The sequence below is a fragment of the Thauera linaloolentis 47Lol = DSM 12138 genome, assembly GCF_000310205.1.
GTDB classification, from domain to species: domain Bacteria; phylum Pseudomonadota; class Gammaproteobacteria; order Burkholderiales; family Rhodocyclaceae; genus Thauera; species Thauera linaloolentis.
The window spans coordinates 18630-40000 of the sequence record NZ_AMXE01000011.1 but is presented as its reverse complement, the minus strand read 5'-3'; the positions used below and the strand labels follow the sequence as shown (position 1 = coordinate 40000).

Below are 21371 nucleotides of genomic sequence, written 5' to 3'. Positions count from 1 at the left end.
CCCCCGGCGCCGGCTGGACTCGGCGCACACCTTACGCAGGTATCCGAACAAGCATCCGCAACGGTAATCACATCATGTCGACGCTGACCAAACAGACGCTGTCCCACCTCGACTGGCTCGAAGCCGAGGCCATCCACATCCTGCGCGAAGTCGCCGGCCAGTGCGCCAATCCGGTGCTGCTGTTCTCCGGCGGCAAGGATTCGATCTGTCTGCTGCGCCTGGCCGAGAAAGCCTTCCGCCCGGGCCGCTTTCCTTTCCCGCTGATGCACATCGACACCGGCCACAACTACACGGAAGTGACCGATTTCCGCGACAAGCGCGCCGCCGAGCTGGGCGAGCGCCTGATCGTGCGTTCGGTGGAAGACTCCATGGCGCGCGGCACCGTGGTGCTGAAGCATCCGGGCGAGTCGCGCAACAAGCACCAGTCGGTGACGCTGCTGGAAGCCATCGAGGAATTCGGCTTCGACGCCTGCATCGGCGGCGCGCGGCGCGACGAGGAGAAGGCGCGCGCCAAGGAACGGATCATGAGCTTCCGCGACGAATTCGGCCAATGGGACCCGAAGAACCAGCGCCCGGAGCTGTGGAACCTGTACAACGCCCGCAGCCACAAGGGCGAGAACATCCGCGCCTTTCCGATCAGCAACTGGACGGAGCTGGACGTGTGGCAATACATCCAGCGTGAAGCGCTGGAGCTGCCGTCGATCTATTTCGCCCACACCCGCCCGGTGGTGCGCAAGAACGGCCTGCTGCAGCCTGTCACCGATCTGACGCCGGCAAAGCCGGGCGACACGGTCGAGGACGTGCTGGTGCGCTTCCGCACCGTCGGCGACATCACCTGCACGGCGCCGGTCGAATCCGATGCCGACACGGTGGAGAAAATCCTGGCCGAGACGGCAACGACCACGATCACCGAGCGCGGCGCGACGCGGATGGACGACCAGACTTCCGAGGCATCGATGGAGCAGCGCAAGAAAGAAGGCTACTTCTGACCCGCGACCGAACTTGAAGAAAGCTTGAAGGAATCATGACCATGTCCGCACCCGAACAACTGCCCGAGATCGACAACGGCCTGCTGCGCTTTCTGACCTGCGGCAGCGTCGACGACGGCAAGAGCACCCTGATCGGCCGCCTGCTGTTCGACAGCAAGACCATCCTCGCCGACACCCTCAACGCCATCGAAAGGACCTCGGCCAAGCGCGGCATGAACGCGGTCGACCTGTCGCTGCTCACCGACGGCCTGCAGGCCGAGCGCGAACAAGGCATCACCATCGACGTCGCCTACCGCTACTTCTCCACCGGCCGGCGCAAGTACATCATCGCCGACGCGCCGGGCCACGAGCAGTACACCCGCAACATGGTCACCGCGGCCTCCACCGCCAATCTGGCCATCATCCTCGTCGATGCGCGCAAGGGCATCCTGACCCAGACCCGCCGCCACTCCTACCTCGCCAGCCTGGTCGGCATTCCCCACCTGCTGGTGGCGGTCAACAAGATGGACCTGGTCGACTACGACCAGGCGGTGTTCGAGCGCATCAAGGCCGACTATCTCGCCTTCGCCGCCAAACTGGGCATCAAGGACGTGCGCTTCATCCCGATCTCGGCGCTGGCCGGCGACATGATCGTCGACCGCGGCGAACGCCTGGGCTGGTACGACGGCCCCACCTTGCTCGACATCCTCGAGAATGCCCCCGCCGCCCACACCGAGCGCGCCGAGGACTTCCGCTTCCCGGTGCAGTTCGTCTGCCGCCCGCAGGATTCGGCCAACCCCGAGCTGCACGATTACCGCGGCTTCATGGGCCGAGTCGAATCGGGCGAGATCGCCGTCGGCGACGCCGTCACGGTACTGCCCTCGGGCGCCACCAGCAAGGTCAGGCGGATCGAAATCGGCGGCATCCCGCTGGAGCGCGCCATCCACGAGCAATCGGCGGCTCTGCTGCTGGAAGACGAGATCGACATCTCGCGCGGCGATCTCATCGTCAAGTCCGCCGAGGCGCCCGAGCCGGTCAAGCAGATCGACGCCACCATCTGCTGGCTGGCCGAAGCCCCGCTGTCGCCGGCGCGCACCTATCTCGTGCGCCACACCACGCGCGAAGTGAAGGCCAAGCTCGCCAAGATCGACTACCGCCTGGACGTGAACACGCTGGAACGGGAAGCCGCTACCGGCCTGGCGATGAACGACATCGCCCGCGTCACGCTCAAGCTCGCCCAGCCTATCGTCGCCGACCGCTATGCGGACAACCGCGGCACCGGCGCCTTCATCATCATCGACGAAAGCACCAACAACACCGTCGGCGCGGGGATGATCGGCTGACCCGATGCCCCATCCCCAAGCCGCGCCATGGCTCCGTGCCATGCCGCGGCTTTTCTTTGCCGCCGGCTTGCTGCATTCATCTTTCCCGACGTCGAATAAATTTACATCCTGAGACAGAACCCGGCGCAGCCTTACGGATTTTCCTTTTCCGCTCATCTGCATAGAAGACGGTGGCACGGTATCTGCTTTGTTCGTCGTCGTTATCCAACGGCGTCAAACAGACACAAAAACCAACGAACTCAAGGATTGCAGATGAAACTGAAACTACTTGTCGGCGCGATGGCCATCTCGATGTCGGGCGCAGTCCTGGCCGGACCGGTTCTGATTGTGAACGGAGCCAATCAGACCAGCGAAGCCGAAACGACGTCCCAGATCACCAACAATCTCAGCGCCCTCCACACCGCCGCTGGCAACACGGTCACCATCACCAGCGACATCCCGACCGACCTGAGCCCTTACACTCAGGTATGGGACATCCGCTTCAGCACCAATTTCGCACTAACCGGCGCCCAGCAGACCCAGTACCTCGGTTTTCTCCAGGCGGGTGGCGGCATGTTCCTGATGGGCGAGAACGATAATTTCATGCCCCGCAACAACAGCATCCTCGACTTCATCGCGCTGGCCGGCGGCGGGAGCCTCAACTGGGCATTCAACTGCGACGGCACGCAACGCGTCAACGCACCGTTCAACGGCCCCAATGCCGTGGCATCGGTCAATTACGCATGCGCAGGCGGCGTCGGCGATGCCGGCAATGGCAGCTTCATTACCGAGCGACAAAACGGGACGGGCGGCTCCGGCATCGCATGGGGGGTCGGCGATCTGGAGAATGCGCTCGATGGCGCCCTGACCACGATCTTCGACGTCAATTTCATGCAGGGAAACCGGGGGGACGACCAGCAGAACCTGACCAAGAATCTGATCGGATTCGTGGGTGACCAGGTGGAGCCACCGAACCCGCAACCGGTCCCCGAACCCGCCACACTCGCCCTGCTCGGCATCGGCCTGGCCGGCCTCGGCATGGTGCGCCGTCGCAGGCACGAAGCCTGAGCGCTCTCCGCAAAGATTCGAGACGGCGCCGCAAGGCGCCGTTTTCGTTTCCGGACGAAGGCCCCGGGGCCTGGCGCATGCAGCACGTGCTTGCACGGCACGGCGGACGGCCACTTGTACCCGCCCGGCTTTGCGCAGCTTTTCTCCATTGTGGATAATGCCGCGACCATCCACTTCGGAATATGCGCTGGTGACCGGCCCCGGACTCCTTTCCACCCGCCTCGACAAATGGCTGTGGGCAGCCCGTTTCTTCAAGCACCGTACGGCAGCAACCGAAGCCGTCGACGGCGGCAAGGTCAAGCTCAACGGCGTGGCGGCCAAGCCCGCGCGCGAGGTCAAGGCGGGCGACCGGATAGACGTCACGGCCGGCGAGGAAACACGCACGGTCGTCGTGCGCGCGATCGCGGACAAACGCGGTTCTGCGAGTGTGGCGCAGACGCTGTATGAAGAAACCGCGGAGAGCGTCACGCAGCGCGAACAGGCGCGCGAACTGCGCAAGTTTGCCGCAACGCCGGGCGCGGACCTGCATGGCCGCCCGACCAAGCGCGACCGCCGCCGCATCGACCGCTTCAGCGGACACTGAAGCCGCCCGCCAGGCTTCAGCCGGCGCCGTCCATGCAATGCACGGCCAGCCAGACAGTCCCCTGCGCGGTCGCCTCCACCCGATGCCGGCAGCCGGCGGGGATTTCCACCCAGTCGCCCGGCAGCAGCTTAATGCGCTGGCCGTCGGCAAAGCCGAGTTCGGCCTCGCCCTGCAACAGCACGACCCATTCGTCCTCGGCCTGGTCGTACCAGAAGCCAGGCGGGCTGACCTGGCCGTGCGAAACGATGCGCTCGACCCGGCAGGCCCCGCCGGCGAACAGCGTCTGGAAATGCTCTTCGGCGCCCGCAGCGGGCAAAGGCGCGTAAAGATTGCCCCATCTGAGCGGCGGCGAAGCCCCCATGTCAGTCCAGTACCAGGGCCAGCGCGACCGACAGGAACAGCACTGCGGCGACGTTGCCGATCAGCACCATGGAGGCCACCTTGTCCGGCTGCTGGTCGTAGCGCTCGGCGAACATGTAGTTGAGCACCGCTGGCGGCAGCGCGCCGAACACCAGCAGCAAGGCCTGTTCACGCGGCGGCAGATCGATCAGCAGCATGATGACCCACGCCAGCAACATGCCGGTGACGGGGCGCAGCACGGCGCCGAGCAGCCCGAAACCGATCGCGCCGACACGCGAGCCTGCCAGCCGCACCCCCAGGCCGAACAGCATCAGCGGAATCGAGATTTCGCCCAGCATGCGGATCGCGGTCAGCAGCGGCGGCCACACTTCGAACCGCGACAGGCTGACCCCGATCCCGAGGAAGGTCGCCAGCACCGACGGCACTTTCCACACCGTGAACACACTGACGCGGCGGTCGAACAGCCAGGCACCGAAGGAGAAGTGAATCAGGTTCGACACCATGAACAGCACGACCATCGGCGCCAGCGCCGCTTCGCCGAAGGCCAGCACCGCCAGCGGCAGGCCGAGATTGCCGCAGTTGTTGAACATGATCGGCGGCACCAAGGTCTTCGGCTCGATGCCGACCGCGCGCGCAATCGCCCATGCGACGAGACCGGAGCCGACCACCATCACGGTGGCGGCGAGGACCAGCGGCAGATAGGCACTGATGTCGAACGCCTTGTTGGCAAGCGCCGCAAACACCAGCGCCGGCACGAACACGTCCATGTTCAGCTTGTTGGCGTGCGACAGGTCCGGCTTCATGCGGCGCCCGACCAGATAGCCGAGCGCGGTGATCGCAAAGAGCGGAAACAGGATTTCGATGATTCGGATCAGCATGGGAATGACGCGCAAAAGACCACGGCCGTGAAAGGGAACGCCCCGGTTGCGGCGCTCATCCGCAACCGGGGCGCATGTGGCGCCTGTTCAGGACGCGATCAGAGCACGTAGCGCGCGAGATCCTCCCTCTGCGCCAGCATGTCGAGCCGGCCATCGACATAGGCCGCATCGACCACCACCTTGTCGAGCGTGCCCTTGCCCGCCTCGAAGGACACTTCCTCGAGCAGTTTCTCCATCACCGTGTACAGGCGGCGGGCGCCAATGTTCTCGGTCTTCTCGTTCACCTGGAAGGCGATCTCGGCCAGGCGGCGGATGCCTTCGGGGGTGAAATCGACCTTAACGCCATCGGTCGCCAGCAAGGCCTCGTACTGGCGCGTCAGGCAGGCGTCGGTGCTGGTGAGGATGCGTTCGAAGTCTTCGACCGACAGCGATTCGAGTTCGACGCGGATCGGGAAGCGGCCCTGCAGTTCGGGAATCAGGTCGCTGGGCTTCGACAGGTGGAAGGCCCCGCTGGCGATGAACAGGACGTGGTCGGTCTTGATCATGCCGTACTTGGTCGAGATCGTGGTGCCTTCGACCAGGGGCAGCAGGTCGCGCTGCACGCCCTGGCGGGAGACGTCGGCACCATGCGCGTCGCTGCGGGCAGCGATCTTGTCCACTTCGTCGAGGAACACGATGCCGTTCTGCTCGACCGCGCGCACGGCCTCGAGCTTGACCTCCTCGTCGTTGATCATGCGCGCCGCCTCTTCGTCGGCGAGCAGCTTCAGCGCCTCGCGGATCTTCAGCTTGCGCTGCTTCTTCCTGCCGCTGCCCAGATTCTGGAACATGCCCTGGATCTGCTGGGTCAGTTCTTCCATGCCCGGCGGCGCGAAGATTTCGGCCTGCATCGACGGTGCCGCCACCTCGATGTCGATTTCCTTGTCGTCCAATTCGCCTTCGCGCAGCTTCTTGCGGAATTTCTGCCGCGTCGCCGAATCCTGCGCCGGCTCGGGTTCGGCATTGAAACCCACGCCGCGCGCGGGCGGCAGCAGGGTGTCGAGCACCCGGTCCTCGGCGGCATCGAGGGCACGGTCGCGCACCCGCTTCATCGCGCGCTCGCGGCCGTCCTTGATGGCGATCTCCATCAGGTCGCGGATGATCGTGTCCACATCGCGCCCGACGTAGCCCACTTCGGTGAACTTGGTCGCCTCGATCTTGATGAACGGCGCATTCGCCAAACGCGCCAGGCGGCGGGCGATCTCGGTCTTGCCGACGCCGGTGGGGCCGATCATCAGGATGTTCTTGGGCGTGATCTCGCTGCGCAGCGGCTCCTCGACCTGGGCGCGGCGCCAGCGGTTGCGCAGCGCGATGGCGACGGCCTTCTTGGCCTTGTCCTGGCCGACGATGTGCTTGTCAAGTTCGGAGACGATCTCCGGCGGGGTCATCTGGGTCATGCGTTCGCTCTCAATCCAGCACTTCGATGGTGTGATGGTGATTGGTGTAGATGCACAGGTCGGCGGCGATGCCGAGCGCCTTGGAGACGACTTCGGCCGGCGCCTGCTCGGTATTCTCGATCAGCGCGCGCGCGGCCGCCTGGGCGTAGGCGCCGCCGCTGCCGATGGCGACGATGCCCTGCTCGGGCTCGAGCACGTCGCCATTGCCGGTGATGATCAGCGAATGGTCGCGGTCGGCGACCGCCAGCATGGCCTCCAGCCGGCGCAGCATGCGGTCGGTTCGCCAGTCCTTGGCCAGTTCGACCGCCGAGCGCAGCAGGTTGCCCTGATGCTTGTCGAGCTTGGCTTCGAAACGCTCGAACAGCGTGAAGGCATCGGCGGTGCCGCCCGCGAAGCCGGCCAGGATGCCGCCGTTGTAGAGGGTGCGCACCTTGCGCGCCGAAGCCTTGATGACGATGTTGCCCAGGGTGACCTGGCCGTCCCCGCCGAGGGCGACGCGATTGCCGCGCCGCACCGACAGGATGGTGGTGCCGCGATATTGTTCCATGATGATTCCCCGCCGGCCCGCGGCCGGCGCTGCTAGGTTGTTGTTCAGTAGCGCAACGTGACGTGTGCGACCTGATCAACACTCATGACGCGCAACAACGCCGCGACCATGGCATTGACGTTAAACAGGGTCACGAGTTTACCCTGCGCCTTGACCGTGGCGAGAATGTTGAAAAGCAGCCCCGCACAGACGAAATCGACCCGGCGCAGTTGGCCGCAATCCACCTTCAACGCGTCCCGCTCGGCCGCGAGGCCTGCAAGACGCTTGAGGTACTCGTTCGAGGCCCCGCACAGTTCGCCGCTCAGCCGGGGCACCCCGTCATCCGCCGCCGCTTCCGGCTCGGCGAGCCTGGGCGTGGCGGCAGCGATGCCCTTCCACGATGGCGGCGACTCCTCGAAGGTGACGGCGTAATCGATGGCGAAATTCTCGAAGCGTGCCTGGTCGCCGGTGAATTGAAGCAGTTCGAGCAACAGCAGCCAGGTGTCGCGCCCGTCCGGCTGCCCCGCGACCGTACGCCTGGCAAGCTCATCGATGAACGGCTCGACGCTCGACAGCCCGACCTTGACGCGCTCGGCCGCCAGTTCGTCGAGCAGACGGAGCAGCAAGCCACAGCCGGCATCCGCGACCTTGCGCAGCTTGCCGACATCGATACGCACGGCGCCACCGCGCCGCGCAACGGCGGCGATCTGGGCCAGCTGGGTCTCGGCCTGGGCCCCCAGGCTGCCGGACAGCCCGACCGTCGGCGTACGGTCCCCACTGGGGCGCGAGGCAGCGGCGGACAGGTCCACCCAGGGCGGAGGAGAGCGTTCGAAGCGGGTCGCGTAGTCGAGCACGCGCGCTTCGAAGCGCTGGCGCTGCCCGGTCAGGCGGTACAGGTCGAGCAGCATCATCCACAGCCCCTCGCCCGTCGTCGCCTTCGCGTCGTCGAGCGTCGCCACCAGCACCTGCTCGGCCTCGCCGACGTTGCCATTGGCGTAGAGGATCGCGGCTTCCTCGAATACCGCACCGATGCCGGCGCCGATCTCCTGGACTTCGACTTCGCCCGCGGCGGTCGTGAGACCGCGCCCGGCCCCGCCGCCGGTAAAGTCGAGCTCCGAGAGCACGGTCGGCGGCGGAAGCATGGCCTCGCCCGCATGCTCGACCGCCTCGGCCCGCTCCGCCGGCCTTGTGCCACCCGGCCGTTTCCGGCCGAAAAAGGAAAGTGCCACGCTGCGCTTCGTCCAAAGTGTTCGATACGGGCTCCGGAGCCCGTGCCGAAGGATAGCATTTCCCGCAATATGCCTGCGAATACAGGCCTCGGCGGGGATTACGTTTTGTAAATATACGCATCAGCACGAGCCACTGGACGGCTCCACAGGCTCGGATAGAATGCTGCGATGCAACCCAAAATCGCTGCCGCGCCACGACCGCCGGAGGATTCGCCGTCCCCGGCGGCCTCGTTCATTCTGCCTGTCCGCGTGTATTACGAGGACACCGACGCGGCGGGCGTCGTCTACTACGCCAACTACCTGCGCTTCTGCGAGCGGGCCCGCACCGAATGGCTGCGCGCGCTCGGCGTCGAACAGCACAAGCTGCTGGAATCGACGGGCATCGCCTTCGTCGTGCGCGCGGTCAAGGCGGACTACCTGCATCCGGCCCGCCTCGACGACGCCTTGCAGGTTGCCACCCGCATCGCCGCACTGCGCCGTGCCAGCCTGACATTCGACCAGGAAATCCGGCGCGGCGGGCAACTTCTGTTCACCGCCCAGGTCCTAATCGCCTGCATCGACCATGGCCGGCAAAAACCGGCACCGATGCCGTCCCATCTGCACGCCCACTTCGAAAGCCTAGCATGACCGTCACCCACGACCTCTCCATTCTCAGCCTCATCAGCCAGGCGAGCGTGCTCGTCCAGCTCGTCATGGCGCTCCTCGCCACCCTGTCGCTGGTGTCCTGGTACTGGATCTTCCGCAAGTGGTTCCAGATCCGCGCCGCGCGCACGCAGACCGACGAATTCGAACGCGACTTCTGGAGCGGCGGCGACCTCAACACCCTGTTCGACGCCGCGGCCCGCCACGAGGCCGGCGGCATGGAGCGCATCTTCGAGGCCGGCTACCGCGAATACACCAAGCTGCGCGCCAAGGGACACGACCACTCCGCCATCCTCGACGGCGCGCGGCGCGCGATGCGCGCGACCTACCAGCGCGAGGTCGACGACCTGGAAGCCCACCTCGCCTTCCTCGCCTCGGTCGGCTCGGTGTCGCCCTACATCGGCCTGCTCGGCACCGTGTGGGGCATCATGAACTCGTTCCGCGGCCTCTCCAGCGTCGGCGCGGCCACCCTCGCGCAAGTCGCGCCGGGCATCGCCGAAGCGCTGGTCGCGACCGCGATCGGCCTGTTCGCCGCCATTCCCGCGGTCGTCGCCTACAACCGCTTCGCCCACGACATCGATCGCCTGGGCATCCGCTTCGAGAGCTTCATCGAAGAGTTCTCCAACATCCTGCAGCGCAACCTGCGCTGACGGACACGGAGGCAAACCATGCGCCAACGCCGCCTCATGAACCAGATCAACGTCGTGCCCTACATCGACGTGATGCTGGTGCTGCTGGTGATCTTCATGGTCACCGCGCCGATGATCCAGCAAGGCACCATCGACGTGCCATCCGCGGGCGCGGGCACGCCGCCACCACGGGCCGAAGCCATCGTCATCGAGCTGGACGCCGGCGGCAAACTGGCCCTGCGCGCCAGCAACAGCGGCACCTCCCGCCCGCTGCGCAACGACCAGCTCGAACCCGCCCTGCAGGAGGCACTGGCAAAGAATCCCGATCAGGCCTTCCTCGTCGCCGCGCACAGCACGCTGGACTACCAGAAGGTGATCGACGTGCTCGAAGTCGCGCGCGGCACCGGCGTGCGCAAGATCAGCCTTGTCACCCAGAGCGGCACCGCGCAAAAATGAGGGATAGAGCAGCACCGCCCCGCGAAGCGCCGGGCAAATGGCAATCCCTCGGCCTGACCGTCGCGGTCCACCTGGGCCTGTTCCTGTTCCTGTTCTTCGGCATCCGCTGGCAGAGCGCGCCGCCAGCCGCGCTCGAAGTAGGCCTGGTCAGCGCCCCCACCGTGGCCACGCCGGCCCCGAAGCCGGAGCCCAGACCGGCCCCCAAACCCGAACCGAAACCGGAGCCCAAACCCGAGCCTCCGGCGCCGAAGCCCGAACCCAAGCCCGAGCCTAAACCCGAACCCAGGCCGGAGCCGCCCAAGCCGGCACCCACGCCCAAACCCGAGATCGCCACCAAGGCACCGGAGAAAAAGCCCGAGCCGCCCAAGCCTGCCCCCAAGCCCGAGCCCAAGAAGCCTGAACCGAAGCCCGAGCCCAAACCTGAGCCGAAGCCGGCACCCAAACCCGCCCCCAAGCCACAGGCCAAGCCCGAGCCCAAGCCCAAGCCGGTGCAGGACGACTACATGAAGCAGCTCCTGGCAAAGGAGACGCAGGCTGCGCAGGATGCCCGCCTCGAAGGCATGTTGCGCCAGGAGGCCGCCCGCGCCGGCGCGCAGGGCGACATGGACAAGTACAAGCTCGCCATTGCCACCAAGGTGCGCGGCAAGCTGCTGCGTCCGCCTGGCCTGACGGGAAACCCCGAGGCGACTTTCGAGGTCGATCAGCTACCGTCCGGAGAAGTGCTCGACGTGCGGCTCAAGCGCTCTTCCGGCGTGCCGACGCTGGACGAAGCCATCAGGCGTGCGATCCTGGGGTCGAGCCCGCTGCCCCTGCCGGCCAGCCCCGCTCTATTCCAGCGCACGCTGGAACTCAAGTTCCGCCCGCTGGCCGAAGACTGAACATGCCTTATCTACTTAATCCATCGATATAATCCGCGGCAGGAGCAGCCTCACATGACACGAATCCTCACCGCCTTCCGACTGATGTTCGCCATTGCGCTCGCCAGCCTTGCGCTGGGCGCGCACGCCCAGCTCTCGATCGAGATCACCGGCGCGGGCGCCTCGCGCTTTCCAGTGATCATCCCGATCTTCCAGAACGAGGGCCAGTTGCCGAACAGCGTCACCGACGTGGTGCGCGCCGACCTCGATCGCAGCGGCCTGTTCAGCCTCATCGACCTCGGCGCCCTGGCCCTGCCCGAATCCGTGGTGCCCGACCTGCCGGCCATGCGCGGCCGCGGCGCCGACGCCGTGCTGACCGGCAGCGTCATCTCGCAGGGCAGTGGCCGCTACGAAGTGCGCTTCCGCCTGTTCGACACCCAGACGCAGCTCGAACTCGGCGCCATGGCGCTGCCGATGATGGCCTCGCAGAACCGCCTCATCGGCCACCGCATCGCCGACTTCGTCTACGAGAAGCTCACCGGCCAGCCGGGCTACTTTTCCACCCGCATCGCCTACGTCATCAAGAGCGGTGCCAACTTCGAACTGCAGGTCGCCGACGCCGACGGCATGAACGCGGCCACGGCCCTGCGCTCGCGCGAACCGATCATCTCGCCCGCCTGGTCGCCCGACGGCCAGCGCCTGGCCTACGTCTCGTTCGAGCAGAAGAAGCCGATCGTCTACGTCCATACGCTCGCGACCGGCCAGCGCCGCGTGGTCGCCAATTTCAAGGGCTCCAACTCCGCCCCCACCTGGTCGCCCGACGGCAGCCAGCTCGCGGTGGTGCTGACCAAGGATGGCCAGTCGCAACTCTACGCGCTCAATGCCGACGGCTCCGGCGTGCGCCGCCTGGCCAGTTCGTCCGGCATCGACACCGAGCCCTTCTGGGGCAAGGACGACAACATCTACTTCACTTCCGATCGCGGCGGCAGTCCGCAGATCTACCGCATCTCCGCTGGCGGCGGCAGCGCCCAGCGCGTGACCTTCGACGGCAGCTACAACGTCAGCCCGCGCCTTTCCGCGGACGGCAAGCTGCTCGCCTTCGTCACCCGCAACGCAGGCCGCTTCCAGGTGGCCGTGCAGGACCTCGCCACCCGCCAGACAACGATCCTCACCGATTCGGCACGCGACGAATCGCCCAGCTTCGCCCCCAATGGCCGCATGATCCTCTACGCCACCGAAAGCGGCGGACGAGGCGTGCTGTCGGCGGTGTCGTCGGATGGGCGGATCAAGCAGCGCCTGACGGTGCAGGCAGCCGATGTCCGCGAGCCCGCCTGGGGTCCGCAGCCACGGCAATAACAAAGCTGTAAGAATCACTGCTGTCTCAAAACCAAACAAACCGGAGCATCGCACATGAAAAAACTTGCAATCCCCGCCCTGCTGTCGCTCATCCTTGCCGCGTGCTCGAGCACCGGCACCAGCACCGACACCGCAGCCAAGGTCGAAGACCGCTCGGGCGGCGCCGGCGTGGCCACCGTGACCGCCGACGGCGCATCCGGCTCGGGCATCGCCGCCCTGACCGACCCGAACAACATCCTGTCCAAGCGCAGCGTGTTCTTCGATTTCGACAGCTACGTCATCAAGTCCGAAGCCAAGCCGCTGGTCGAAGCCCACGCCCGCTTCCTGGTGCAGAACCCGCAGATCAAGATGCTCATCCAGGGCAACACCGACGAGCGCGGCAGCCGCGAGTACAACCTGGCGCTGGGCCAGAAGCGTGCCGACGTGGTCAAGCAGGCCCTGCTGCTGCTGGGCGCCAAGGAAACGCAGATCGAGTCCGTGAGCCTGGGCGAAGAAAAGCCCCGCTGCGACGCGGCCACCGAAGCGTGCTTCGCCGAAAACCGCCGCGGCGACATGCTGTACTCGGGCGAGTTCTGAGATGAAGCGCCTGCTGCCGCTGGCGGCGATTCTCATCCTGTCATCGGCCGGACCCGCGCAAGCGGGTCTGTTCGATGACGCCGAGGCCCGTCGCCAGATCACCGATATGCGCCAGGATGTCGAAAGCCGGCTCGAGACCACCAGTCGCGGCCAGCTCGAACTCGCCAACCAGAACGAGCAGTTGCGTGCCGAAGTGGCCCGCCTGCGCGGCCAGATCGAGCTGCTGGTCAACGAGGTGGAAACCCTCAAGCAGCGGCAGCGGGACTTCTACGTCGACCTCGACACCCGTCTGCGCCAGATCGAAACGGTGGGCCCGGCCAGCGGCGCCGGCGACCCCGCAGCGGAGTCCGCCGACTACGAGGCTGCGCTCAATCTGCTCAAGGACGGCAAGCATCGCGAGGCGCTGACCGCCTTCGACGCCTTCACCACCCAGTACCCCGCAGGCAGCTTCAGTGCCGGCGCCCATTTCTGGGCAGGCAACGCGGCCCTGCAGACCAAGGACATCAACGCCGCCACCAAGCACTTCAACACCGTGCTGACCAAGTGGCCCAACGACAACGTCGCCCCCGACGCCCTGCTCGGCCTCGCCAACAGCCAGCAGTCCATCGGCGATGCGGCAACCTCGCGCCGCACGCTGCAGACGCTGGTCGAGCGCTATCCGCAGAGCAACGCCGCCCAGGTCGCCAGGCAGCGCCTCGGCCAGCGCTGAGCCCGGCGCAGTGGCAAGCGGAACATCGACGGCGGCAGCCGTCAAACTGCGCATTACCGAGATATTCGCTTCGGTGCAGGGCGAATCGACGCGCGTGGGCCTGCCGACGGTGTTCGTGCGTCTCACCGGCTGTCCCCTGCGCTGTACCTGGTGCGACACGGCCTACGCCTTCACCGGCGGCGAATCGCGCACGCTCGACGAAGTGATGGCCGAAGTCGCACGCCACGGCCTCGAGCATGTCTGTGTCTCCGGCGGCGAACCGCTGTCGCAGAAGGCTTGCCTGGCGCTGCTGAGCGCCTTGTGCGACGCGGGCTACTCGGTGTCGCTCGAGACCAGCGGCGCACTCGACGTCGGCGCGGTCGATCCGCGCGTGTCGCGCGTCGTCGACCTCAAGGCCCCCGGCTCGGGCGAGGTCGAGCGCAACCTCTACGCGAACATCGCCCTGCTCACCCCGCACGACGAGATCAAGATCGTGCTCGCCGGCGAGGCGGATTACGAATGGGCGAAGCGCCAGATCGCCCAGCACCGCATCGCCGAACGCTGCACCGTGCTGTTGTCGCCCGTCGCCGGCGCCCTCGATCCTGCACGGCTGGCGGAATGGGTGGTGCGCGACCGCCTGCCGGTCCGCTTTCAGCTGCAATTGCACAAAGTGCTGTGGAACGACGCCCGCGGCCGCTGATCCGCAGCACCGTTCAGCTTCTCACCCGGAACCCACCCCGATGACCCCAGCCAAACGCGCCGTCGTCCTGCTTTCAGGCGGCCTCGACTCTGCCACCTGCCTCGCCATCGCCCGCGACATGGGATTCGAGACCTACGCCCTGTCGGTAGCCTATGGCCAGCGCCACGCGGCCGAACTGACCGCCTCCCTGCGCGTGGCACAGGCACTGGGCGCCAAGGAGCACCGGCTCGCGCGCATCAACCTCGGCCAGTTCGGCGGCTCCGCCCTGACCGACCCCGCCATCGACATACCGGAGGCCCTGCCCGGCGACGACGAGCGGCCCTGCATCCCGGTGACCTACGTCCCCGCACGCAACACGGTGATGTTGTCCATCGCGATGGCCTGGGCCGAAGTGCTCGGTGCGAACGACATCTTCATCGGCGTCAACGCGGTGGACTATTCCGGCTACCCAGACTGCCGCCCGGCATTCATCCAGGCTTTCGAAGCCATGGCCAACCTGGCCACCAAGGCCGGCATCGAAGGCGCCCAGCTGCGCATCCACGCACCGCTGATCGAATCGAGCAAGGCCGACATCATCCGCCGCGGCATCGGGCTCGGCGTCGACTACGGCATCACCGTCACCTGCTACCAGGCCGATGACGCCGGCCGCGCCTGCGGCCGCTGCGAAGCCTGCCGCCTGCGCGCGATGGGCTTCGCCGCCGCCGACGTGCCGGACCCGACGCCCTACCAGTTGCGCAACGACTGAACCGCATTGCGCAAGCACGGCCGCCCCCCAGGCAAGGCGCGGCGTCTCAACCCGGCCAGGCTTTTCGCCTAGAATGGCCGGCCATTCAGCCGCTGGCCGCATCATGGAAGAAACGATCGTCTCAGCCCCCGTCATCGCCTGGCTTGCCTTCGCAGTCGGCACGGTATTCGGGTTCGTTGCCAATCGCACCAACTTCTGCACCATGGGTGCCGTATCCGACGTCGTCAACATGGGCGACTGGAACCGCATGCGCATGTGGGCCGTTGCCATCGCGGCCGCCATCCTCGGCACCGCCGCGCTGCAGCTGGCCGGCCTCCTCGACGTCTCCCGCTCGATCTACACCGGCGCCAGGCTGATCTGGCTGTCCCACGTCATCGGCGGCCTCGCCTTCGGCGTCGGCATGACGCTCGCCTCCGGCTGCGGCAGCAAGACCCTGATCCGTATCGGCGGCGGCAACCTCAAGTCGCTGGTGGTTTTCGTCTTCCTCGGCATCAGCGCCTACATGACGCTGCGCGGCCTGTTCGCGGTGTGGCGCGTCCGCTTCCTCGACCCCGTCGCGATCGACCTGCCCCACGGCCAGGACCTCCCCGCCTTCATCGCCGCCAGCGGCATCGACCCGGCCGGCGCCCTGGCGATTGCCGCCGGCGTGACCGGCGGCGCATTGCTGCTATGGGCATTCGCCAAGCGCGAGGCACGATCCGCCGACGTCTGGCTCGGGGGCGCGATCATCGGCGCCACCGTGGTCGCGGCTTGGTATGTTTCCGGCCACATCGGCCACGTCGCCGAACACCCGGAAACCCTGGAAGAAGCCTTCATCGGTACCAACAGCGGCCGCCCGGAATCACTCACCTTCGTCGGCCCTCTGGCCTTCACCCTCGAACTGCTGATGCTGTGGAGCGACAGCAGCCGCATCGTCACCTTCGGCATCGCCAGCACGCTGGGCGTGGTCGCCGGCGCGGCCATCCACGCCGTACTGTCGAAGCGCTTCCGCATCGAGGGCTTCCGCGACGCACCCGACCTCGCCCGCCACATGGCGGGGGGCATCCTGATGGGCTTCGGCGGCGTAACGGCGCTGGGCTGCACCATCGGCCAGGGCGTCACCGGCCTGTCCACCCTCGCCCTCGGATCGGTCATCACCACCGTTGCGATCATCACCGGATCCGCAGTCACGATGAAGATCCAGTACTGGCTGCTGATGCGGGAAGCCTGAACGGAGCCCCCCGAAGGGCGGCAAAATTGCTTCTTGACGCAGGCCTCCCCTCCTTCTAAAATTCCGCCTCTCTTTTGGGTCGTTAGCTCAGTTGGTAGAGCAGCGGACTTTTAATCCGTTGGTCGCAGGTTCGAATCCTGCACGGCCTACCAATGAATTCAAGCACTTACGCCAGCCTCTCGGGGCTGGCGTTTTTGTTTTCGGGTTCCGCGCCACGATACCGCTTACGCCATCCTGATGGTCAGGCGCCTGCCCGGCGTGAGAGCCGCGTCCCCACGCCAGCCATCCCCAACAGCGCGCTGCAGCTGCGATTGAAAATGCGCTGGCGTGCCGGTGCCACGAACCGTCGCCCGAGGCGCCCTGCCGTAACAGCACTCCAACACGTATCCCAACGTATCCGGCAAGGCAGGGGACACATCAGCAAGCAAATCCCCCGGTTCCGGACAAATGCCGCATACATCAGGCTGGTCAAATGGCGCCATCGCCCAAACGGCGGGCGCATCGAACCTGAGGAGCAGGCACATGAAAACCGGGATGAAGACTCTGATCGCCGCAGCCGTCGTTGCGGTCCACGCACTGAGCGTCATGGCCGCCATGAACCCCGGAGACGAAGGTTTCCAAGCAGGAAAGCCGGTGGCGCAGGCATCCGAAACGGAATGGCAGTTGCCGGCAGTCGTGGTCAGCGCAAGCAGCATGGAAGAGCATCGAAGCCGGGACGGCAGGTACGCGACCCCGTGCGCGGAAGACTGCCGGCCCCACTGCGACGAGCGCGGCCAGCCGTCCGCCCTTCGGCCGACACACCATGGCTGAACGCCCGTCCTGGCCCGGACGAATCCGGCCATGAGGATGCCATCGCCGAAAACCCGTTGGACACGTTCCCTTGCCAGCAGGTATCATGCCGAGTGCTGAAGATCGGCAACATAGTTTCGTTACCATGGGCAGGTGTTCCTGTCGCGGGTCCGAAAACGTCGCGCCGATGGCTGTTTCACCTGCCCGTGGTCTGGATGACACCGTGGCGCATTTGACTCGGCTTCCCCTTCCCTGCAACAACTTGCCGTGTCGTCCGGCGTCCCCTGGCGGGCTCGCCCGGTTTTTTTCCGAGACACCTCCTGCGGCGCCGGTGCGCTGCAGGCCGATGCGGTCTTTCACGCCTTGCAGGCGCTTCGGATCGCCCCGACGCAGTGCGCCAGTCAGTACCCGACGCGCAGCTCGCGCCCGCTCGACACGACGCGGGCGTGCAATCGTTCCAGATTTGCGGGCCTGTCACTTTTTCACAGGCCCGGCCGGCCCGCCCCTTGCGCCATACGTGCAAGCAACCGGCCCGATGCCCACCCTGGCGGAGGCGGGCAAACCGCCGCTGCGCACCCGAAGCACGCGCCGGCACAATGACAAGGAGCCCGAACATGGCCAAGGAAGAACTCATCGAAATGCACGGATCCGTTACGGAAGTCTTGCCGGACGGCCGTTACCGCGTCACCCTGGACAACGGTCACAACCTCATCGCCTACTCCGGTGGCAAGATGCGCAAGCACCATATCCGCATCATCGCCGGCGACAACGTCTCGCTCGAGATGTCGCCCTACGATCTGAGCAAGGGCCGGATCACCTTCCGTCACCTGCCGGGCCGCCCCGCCGGTGCGCCGGCTGCGCCGCCTCCGCGCCGCCGCTGAACCTGCACCACCCCGCAAAGCCCCTGCCATCGAGCAGGGGCTTTTTTTCGTCGCCGGACCGTCCCAAGACGAAAAGCGCCCCGCCTGGGGGCAGCGACCTCACGCAGTGGGGGAGCGCGGTGGCCATTCTTCATTGATGGCGCCGGACGATGCGCACCGAGATCCGCGTCCGCATTGCCGGCCGCCCCGGGAACATCTCCGTCATGGCGGAGTCATTGCAGGGCTGCGCACGATGCGGCAACACTGCATCATCGGCGTGGACCACTTCCTCAATCGCCGCCCCAACCGGAGAAGGACATGAATGCAAGCGACACCTCCACGACCGAATTCGACAGCCTGCTGCCCGCCGCGCGCCTCGATCGCCGCGGCTTCGTCACGACGGTCGCCGCCACCGGGTTCGCCCTCGCGGTGTGCCCGATCCAGGCAAGCACGGTGATCAGCACCGACAGCACCGGTCTCGACACCGGCACCGCCACGGTCGAGTCGGGCGGCGAGCAGCTACCGGTGTACTTTGCCCGCCCCGCCCGGGGTGACGGACTGCCGGTCGTGCTCGTAGTGCAGGAAATCTTCGGCGTTCATGAGCACATCCGCGACGTCTGCCGCCGCCTCGCCGGGCAGGGTTATCTGGCGATCGCTCCGGAGCTGTACTTCCGCCAGGGCGACCCGGCCGCGCTCGAGAACATCGCCGACATCCTGTCGTCGATCGTGTCGAAAGTGCCCGACGCGCAGGTCATGGCCGACCTCGACGCCTGCGCAAGATGGGCCGCGACCCGCGGCGGCGACACCGCACGCCTGGCGATCACCGGCTTCTGCTGGGGCGGCCGCATCACCTGGCTGTACGCCGCACACAATCCCGCCCTGAAAGCGGGCGTCGCCTGGTATGGCCGCCTGCGCGGCGCCTCTTCGGAAAACCAGCCGACACATCCGATCGACGTGGCGGCAAATCTCAACGCACCGGTGCTCGGCCTCTATGGCGGGCAGGACCAAGGCATTCCGCTCGACGATGTCGAGGCGATGCGCGGCGCCATCCGCTCGGCCGGCAAGCCGGGCGAAATCGTCGTCTATCCCGACGCCCCGCACGCCTTCCACGCCGACTATCGTCCGAGCTACCGCAAGAACGAAGCGGAAGATGGCTGGAAGCGCCTGCTGGCGTGGTTCTCGGCCCATGTCTGAGCTTCCCTGGCGCATGCGGCCGCGCGGGCGGGGGTACTCGCCGCCGTGCGGCCGTTCTCGGCGCGCGCCACGCCGACACCCGCGAACCAGCCGAATGCAAGGCCGCAGATCGCCGCGAGCAGCGCGGACAAGCATCTCCACCACCATCCCTTCATGCGTCGCTCCGTCCTTGCCCCGCACCCGAAGTGCGAAGTTGGACGCAGGCCGGCGCTCAGCGTTCCGAAGCCGGCGCGGAAGACCGCGGCGCGCCCCTCTCCCCGCCGGGTTCGCCGCACAGTTCCTGCAGCAGACGCGCGGCAACCAGGCCATTGACCAAGCCGAACACCACTGCCGCGAGCGCGAATACCGGCATCAGATAGAACACCCCGTCATGCGGCACGAGCCACAGCCGCGCCACCACCAGTTGCGCACCGATATGCGCGAACGCCGCCAGGATGCTGTGGCTGACCGGACCGAACCAACGCCGTGGCAGATGCATGGCCAAGCCCAGCGCCACCAGGCTGGCAAACGCCCCGGACAGGCTCAGGAAGAAACCCGGCGCAAGAAACTGCCCCAGCAGCAGGCTGCCGGCGAACACCCGCAGCAAGGCCACCCACACGGCTTCGCGCCAACCCCAGCGAGCCAGCACGATCAGGGTGACGATGTTCGCCAGCCCCGGCTTGACCCCCGGCAAGGGCAGCGGAATCGCCGCCTCGGCCACGGTCAGCACGATCGCCGCTGCCGCATGGCGTGCGATGCGGCGGTCCTTCAGCGAAGGGACGAGTTCAATAGTTGAGCGAGTCATAGTCCGCTCCACGGCCGCTCAGGCTTAGGCTGACCTCGTTGGGGGCGCAGATCGCCACCGCGCCGGCCTGCGTCAGCCACCCTTGGCGCACGCAATACTGCCGGGGGCCGGGGTCGGCGGCGACACGCGCCCGCCCGGGCTGGATCTCGATGCGCGTAGTGCCCAGCGGCCCCGGCACATCCAGCACGCGCGGAGCGGACAGATCGAGTTCGGCCACGACCTTGCCACCGGCGCGCACGATCGCCGCCTCGGGCCGCCCCCCCTGCCAGAGCACCGCCACGGCATGGACGCACAGCGCAAGCCCGCCGATCACCACCAGCACATCGCCCGGCCGCAACAATGTCCGCCAGGCCGCGGCGGCGGGAAATCTCACGGCTGCTTGTCTTCCACCGGCGCATGCACCTGCGCCGCCCCCCGGTCGGCAGCCCGCCGCGCCGACGACCGATGACGGACGATCACGCTGGCCTGGTCGCGGAAGCGCTCCGCCAGCCACTCCACGAGGTACACCGAGCGGTGCTGGCCGCCGGTACACCCGATCGCCACCGTCAGGTAGCTGCGGTTGTCGCGCACGTAGGACGGCAGCCAATTGGCGATAAAGCGGCGGATATCCTCGGCCATGCGGCCGACCTCCGGAATCTTGCGCAGGAATTCCTTCACCGGCTCGTCACAGCCGGTCAATGGGCGCAGGCGCGGATCGTAATAAGGGTTGGGCAGGCAGCGGACGTCGAACACGAGATCGGCGTCGAGCGGAATGCCGTACTTGAAGCCGAAGGACTCGAACATCAGCGTCAGCCCCTCGCTCTCGTCGACATGGACGAAATCCTTCACCCACGCGCGCAGCGTGTTCGGATGCAGGTCGCTGGTATCGATGCGGTGGGCCAGTTCGGCGATGCTCGCCAGCGCGTCGCGCTCGCGCTGGATCGCCTCCTCCACCGTGACTTCGCCGCCCGCCAGCGGATGGCGGCGGCGGGTTTCGGAAAAACGCGCGATCAGTGCCTCATCGCGCGCCTCGAGAAAAATGAAGCGAAGATCGGACACCGTCTCGCGCAGCACTTCCAGTTGGCTCGGCAGCGCCGCGATGCTCGCCCCCGAGCGCATATCGACCGCCACCGCCACCCGCATCCAGCCCGCACCGCGCAGATGCGTCACCAATTGCGGCAGCAACGCAGCCGGCAGGTTGTCGACAACGTAGTAGCCGGCATCCTCCAGGACATTGAGCGCGATGCTCTTGCCCGATCCCGACAAGCCGCTGATGAGTACGATCTGCATGGTTCCTCTTCGTCTGGAAATCACGCGCAAGACGCATGCGCGCTTCGTGCCCGGGCGCGGCCAGCCGCGCCGGCCTCGCCCTGCTGCCCCTTCGACCCACGCCGCGGCCATTTCGATCCCCGCCGAGCGCCCGCCGGGATGAACGCCCCGCAGCATGATCGAATCCTGTTCCGTGCATGTGTCTTCCGGCGCATTCTTGCTTTTCCGGGCGCCGTGATTGTATCCGCTTGTTGCGGATCGCTCGACGCC

Annotated in this window: 25 protein-coding genes and 1 tRNA gene; 18 read left to right on the top strand and 8 right to left on the bottom strand. The window is 66.7% G+C overall.

All coding sequences use genetic code 11. The features are described from left to right. The first annotated feature begins 74 nt into the window (after positions 1–74). The 4 genes from cysD (at position 75) to C666_RS05250 (ending at position 3941) form a co-directional block, all read left to right on the top strand. Positions 75–989: a sulfate adenylyltransferase subunit CysD gene (gene cysD, locus C666_RS05265; protein WP_004334828.1), complete on the top strand. Its 915-nt coding sequence runs from the start codon at positions 75–77 to the stop codon at positions 987–989. 41 nt (positions 990–1030) lie between these two features. Continuing rightward, complete coding sequence (gene cysN / locus C666_RS05260; RefSeq protein WP_004334825.1) at positions 1031–2311, top strand: sulfate adenylyltransferase subunit CysN; 1281 nt, start codon at positions 1031–1033, stop codon at positions 2309–2311. A gap of 252 nt (positions 2312–2563) precedes the next feature. After that, complete coding sequence (locus C666_RS20865) at positions 2564–3358, top strand: PEP-CTERM sorting domain-containing protein (RefSeq protein ID WP_154666235.1); 795 nt, start codon at positions 2564–2566, stop codon at positions 3356–3358. 157 nt (positions 3359–3515) lie between these two features. Further along, complete coding sequence (locus tag C666_RS05250; protein WP_038001143.1) at positions 3516–3941, top strand: RNA-binding S4 domain-containing protein; 426 nt, start codon at positions 3516–3518, stop codon at positions 3939–3941. 16 nt (positions 3942–3957) lie between these two features. On the opposite strand, the gene C666_RS05245 is transcribed toward C666_RS05250, so the two are convergent. The 5 genes from C666_RS05245 to C666_RS05225 all read right to left on the bottom strand — a co-directional run bounded on the left by C666_RS05245 (position 3958) and on the right by C666_RS05225 (position 8367). Beyond that, positions 3958–4302: a cupin domain-containing protein gene (locus C666_RS05245; RefSeq protein ID WP_004334818.1), complete on the bottom strand. Its 345-nt coding sequence runs from the start codon at positions 4300–4302 to the stop codon at positions 3958–3960. 1 nt (position 4303) lies between these two features. Further along, positions 4304–5179, bottom strand: a complete 876-nt coding sequence (locus C666_RS05240; RefSeq protein ID WP_004334815.1) for an AEC family transporter — start codon at positions 5177–5179, stop codon at positions 4304–4306. A gap of 98 nt (positions 5180–5277) precedes the next feature. Then, positions 5278–6612: an ATP-dependent protease ATPase subunit HslU gene (gene hslU, locus C666_RS05235; protein ID WP_004334812.1), complete on the bottom strand. Its 1335-nt coding sequence runs from the start codon at positions 6610–6612 to the stop codon at positions 5278–5280. Positions 6613–6622: 10 nt separating this feature from the next. Further along, positions 6623–7159: an ATP-dependent protease subunit HslV gene (gene hslV, locus C666_RS05230; RefSeq protein WP_004334809.1), complete on the bottom strand. Its 537-nt coding sequence runs from the start codon at positions 7157–7159 to the stop codon at positions 6623–6625. A 44-nt stretch (positions 7160–7203) separates the two neighbouring features. Then, entirely contained in the window at positions 7204–8367 is a 1164-nt protein-coding gene (locus tag C666_RS05225; protein ID WP_004334806.1) for an STAS domain-containing protein, read from the bottom strand. 168 nt (positions 8368–8535) lie between these two features. On the opposite strand from C666_RS05225, the gene ybgC reads away from it, so the two are divergent. The 14 genes from ybgC (at position 8536) to C666_RS05155 (ending at position 19069) form a co-directional block, all read left to right on the top strand. After that, positions 8536–8994 (top strand): tol-pal system-associated acyl-CoA thioesterase, encoded by a 459-nt coding sequence (gene ybgC / locus C666_RS05220; RefSeq protein WP_004334803.1) that lies wholly within the window; start codon positions 8536–8538, stop codon positions 8992–8994. Further along, on the top strand, positions 8991–9659 hold the full coding sequence (gene tolQ / locus C666_RS05215; RefSeq protein WP_004334801.1) for a protein TolQ: 669 nt from the start codon (positions 8991–8993) through the stop codon (positions 9657–9659). The genes ybgC and tolQ overlap by 4 nt, the downstream gene beginning before the upstream one ends. Positions 9660–9677: 18 nt before the next feature. Next, positions 9678–10094: an ExbD/TolR family protein gene (locus C666_RS05210; RefSeq protein ID WP_004334798.1), complete on the top strand. Its 417-nt coding sequence runs from the start codon at positions 9678–9680 to the stop codon at positions 10092–10094. Then, positions 10091–10972: an energy transducer TonB gene (locus tag C666_RS05205; RefSeq protein ID WP_004334796.1), complete on the top strand. Its 882-nt coding sequence runs from the start codon at positions 10091–10093 to the stop codon at positions 10970–10972. The genes C666_RS05210 and C666_RS05205 overlap by 4 nt, the downstream gene beginning before the upstream one ends. A 54-nt stretch (positions 10973–11026) precedes the next feature. After that, positions 11027–12307: a Tol-Pal system beta propeller repeat protein TolB gene (gene tolB / locus C666_RS05200; RefSeq protein ID WP_004334794.1), complete on the top strand. Its 1281-nt coding sequence runs from the start codon at positions 11027–11029 to the stop codon at positions 12305–12307. Between the two features lie 54 nt (positions 12308–12361). After that, positions 12362–12883: a peptidoglycan-associated lipoprotein Pal gene (pal, locus tag C666_RS05195; protein ID WP_004334791.1), complete on the top strand. Its 522-nt coding sequence runs from the start codon at positions 12362–12364 to the stop codon at positions 12881–12883. A gap of 1 nt (position 12884) precedes the next feature. Beyond that, a complete protein-coding gene (gene ybgF / locus C666_RS05190) occupies positions 12885–13592 on the top strand; it encodes a tol-pal system protein YbgF (protein WP_004334790.1) in 708 nt (235 codons plus the stop codon). A 10-nt stretch (positions 13593–13602) separates the two neighbouring features. Continuing rightward, positions 13603–14271 carry a 7-carboxy-7-deazaguanine synthase QueE gene (queE, locus tag C666_RS05185; RefSeq protein WP_004334786.1) on the top strand — a complete coding sequence of 223 codons (669 nt, stop codon included), beginning with the start codon at positions 13603–13605 and terminating at the stop codon, positions 14269–14271. Between the two features lie 40 nt (positions 14272–14311). Next, a complete protein-coding gene (queC, locus tag C666_RS05180) occupies positions 14312–15016 on the top strand; it encodes a 7-cyano-7-deazaguanine synthase QueC (RefSeq protein ID WP_004334783.1) in 705 nt (234 codons plus the stop codon). 73 nt (positions 15017–15089) lie between these two features. Beyond that, positions 15090–16226 carry a YeeE/YedE family protein gene (locus C666_RS05175; protein WP_004334780.1) on the top strand — a complete coding sequence of 379 codons (1137 nt, stop codon included), beginning with the start codon at positions 15090–15092 and terminating at the stop codon, positions 16224–16226. Positions 16227–16302: 76 nt separating this feature from the next. Then, positions 16303–16378 (top strand) — tRNA-Lys (locus C666_RS05170). A gap of 370 nt (positions 16379–16748) precedes the next feature. Beyond that, positions 16749–17036 carry a hypothetical protein gene (locus C666_RS05165; RefSeq protein WP_028792373.1) on the top strand — a complete coding sequence of 96 codons (288 nt, stop codon included), beginning with the start codon at positions 16749–16751 and terminating at the stop codon, positions 17034–17036. A 593-nt stretch (positions 17037–17629) separates the two neighbouring features. Continuing rightward, positions 17630–17896: a translation initiation factor IF-1 gene (gene infA, locus C666_RS05160; RefSeq protein WP_004334775.1), complete on the top strand. Its 267-nt coding sequence runs from the start codon at positions 17630–17632 to the stop codon at positions 17894–17896. A gap of 297 nt (positions 17897–18193) precedes the next feature. Next, positions 18194–19069: a dienelactone hydrolase family protein gene (locus C666_RS05155; protein WP_004334772.1), complete on the top strand. Its 876-nt coding sequence runs from the start codon at positions 18194–18196 to the stop codon at positions 19067–19069. A 211-nt stretch (positions 19070–19280) separates the two neighbouring features. Here C666_RS05155 and C666_RS05150 read toward each other — a convergent pair whose 3' ends face one another. From C666_RS05150 to rapZ, 3 genes are read right to left on the bottom strand one after another with little or no spacing between them, the layout of a single operon-like run. Next, positions 19281–19853, bottom strand: a complete 573-nt coding sequence (locus C666_RS05150) for a Gx transporter family protein (protein WP_004334769.1) — start codon at positions 19851–19853, stop codon at positions 19281–19283. Further along, the gene (locus tag C666_RS05145) at positions 19834–20226 is read right to left on the bottom strand and encodes a NusG domain II-containing protein (RefSeq protein ID WP_038001138.1); all 393 of its coding nucleotides are present in this window, start codon (positions 20224–20226) and stop codon (positions 19834–19836) included. Before C666_RS05145 ends, C666_RS05150 begins: the two co-directional genes overlap by 20 nt. Then, complete coding sequence (gene rapZ, locus C666_RS05140; protein ID WP_004334762.1) at positions 20223–21122, bottom strand: RNase adapter RapZ; 900 nt, start codon at positions 21120–21122, stop codon at positions 20223–20225. The genes C666_RS05145 and rapZ overlap by 4 nt, the downstream gene beginning before the upstream one ends. Between the last annotated feature and the right edge of the window lie 249 nt (positions 21123–21371).

Coding starts and splice junctions, on each gene's coding strand:
- cysD (WP_004334828.1), top strand. CDS start 75: ATGTCGACGCTGACCAAACAGACGCTGTCCCACCTCGACTGGCTCGAA.
- cysN (WP_004334825.1), top strand. CDS start 1,031: ATGTCCGCACCCGAACAACTGCCCGAGATCGACAACGGCCTGCTGCGC.
- C666_RS20865 (WP_154666235.1), top strand. CDS start 2,564: ATGAAACTGAAACTACTTGTCGGCGCGATGGCCATCTCGATGTCGGGC.
- C666_RS05250 (WP_038001143.1), top strand. CDS start 3,516: ATGCCGCGACCATCCACTTCGGAATATGCGCTGGTGACCGGCCCCGGA.
- C666_RS05245 (WP_004334818.1), bottom strand. CDS start 4,302: ATGGGGGCTTCGCCGCCGCTCAGATGGGGCAATCTTTACGCGCCTTTG.
- C666_RS05240 (WP_004334815.1), bottom strand. CDS start 5,179: ATGCTGATCCGAATCATCGAAATCCTGTTTCCGCTCTTTGCGATCACC.
- hslU (WP_004334812.1), bottom strand. CDS start 6,612: ATGACCCAGATGACCCCGCCGGAGATCGTCTCCGAACTTGACAAGCAC.
- hslV (WP_004334809.1), bottom strand. CDS start 7,159: ATGGAACAATATCGCGGCACCACCATCCTGTCGGTGCGGCGCGGCAAT.
- ybgC (WP_004334803.1), top strand. CDS start 8,536: ATGCAACCCAAAATCGCTGCCGCGCCACGACCGCCGGAGGATTCGCCG.
- tolQ (WP_004334801.1), top strand. CDS start 8,991: ATGACCGTCACCCACGACCTCTCCATTCTCAGCCTCATCAGCCAGGCG.
- C666_RS05210 (WP_004334798.1), top strand. CDS start 9,678: ATGCGCCAACGCCGCCTCATGAACCAGATCAACGTCGTGCCCTACATC.
- C666_RS05205 (WP_004334796.1), top strand. CDS start 10,091: ATGAGGGATAGAGCAGCACCGCCCCGCGAAGCGCCGGGCAAATGGCAA.
- tolB (WP_004334794.1), top strand. CDS start 11,027: ATGACACGAATCCTCACCGCCTTCCGACTGATGTTCGCCATTGCGCTC.
- pal (WP_004334791.1), top strand. CDS start 12,362: ATGAAAAAACTTGCAATCCCCGCCCTGCTGTCGCTCATCCTTGCCGCG.
- ybgF (WP_004334790.1), top strand. CDS start 12,885: ATGAAGCGCCTGCTGCCGCTGGCGGCGATTCTCATCCTGTCATCGGCC.
- queC (WP_004334783.1), top strand. CDS start 14,312: ATGACCCCAGCCAAACGCGCCGTCGTCCTGCTTTCAGGCGGCCTCGAC.
- C666_RS05175 (WP_004334780.1), top strand. CDS start 15,090: ATGGCCGGCCATTCAGCCGCTGGCCGCATCATGGAAGAAACGATCGTC.
- C666_RS05165 (WP_028792373.1), top strand. CDS start 16,749: ATGAAAACCGGGATGAAGACTCTGATCGCCGCAGCCGTCGTTGCGGTC.
- infA (WP_004334775.1), top strand. CDS start 17,630: ATGGCCAAGGAAGAACTCATCGAAATGCACGGATCCGTTACGGAAGTC.
- C666_RS05155 (WP_004334772.1), top strand. CDS start 18,194: ATGAATGCAAGCGACACCTCCACGACCGAATTCGACAGCCTGCTGCCC.
- C666_RS05150 (WP_004334769.1), bottom strand. CDS start 19,853: ATGACTCGCTCAACTATTGAACTCGTCCCTTCGCTGAAGGACCGCCGC.
- rapZ (WP_004334762.1), bottom strand. CDS start 21,122: ATGCAGATCGTACTCATCAGCGGCTTGTCGGGATCGGGCAAGAGCATC.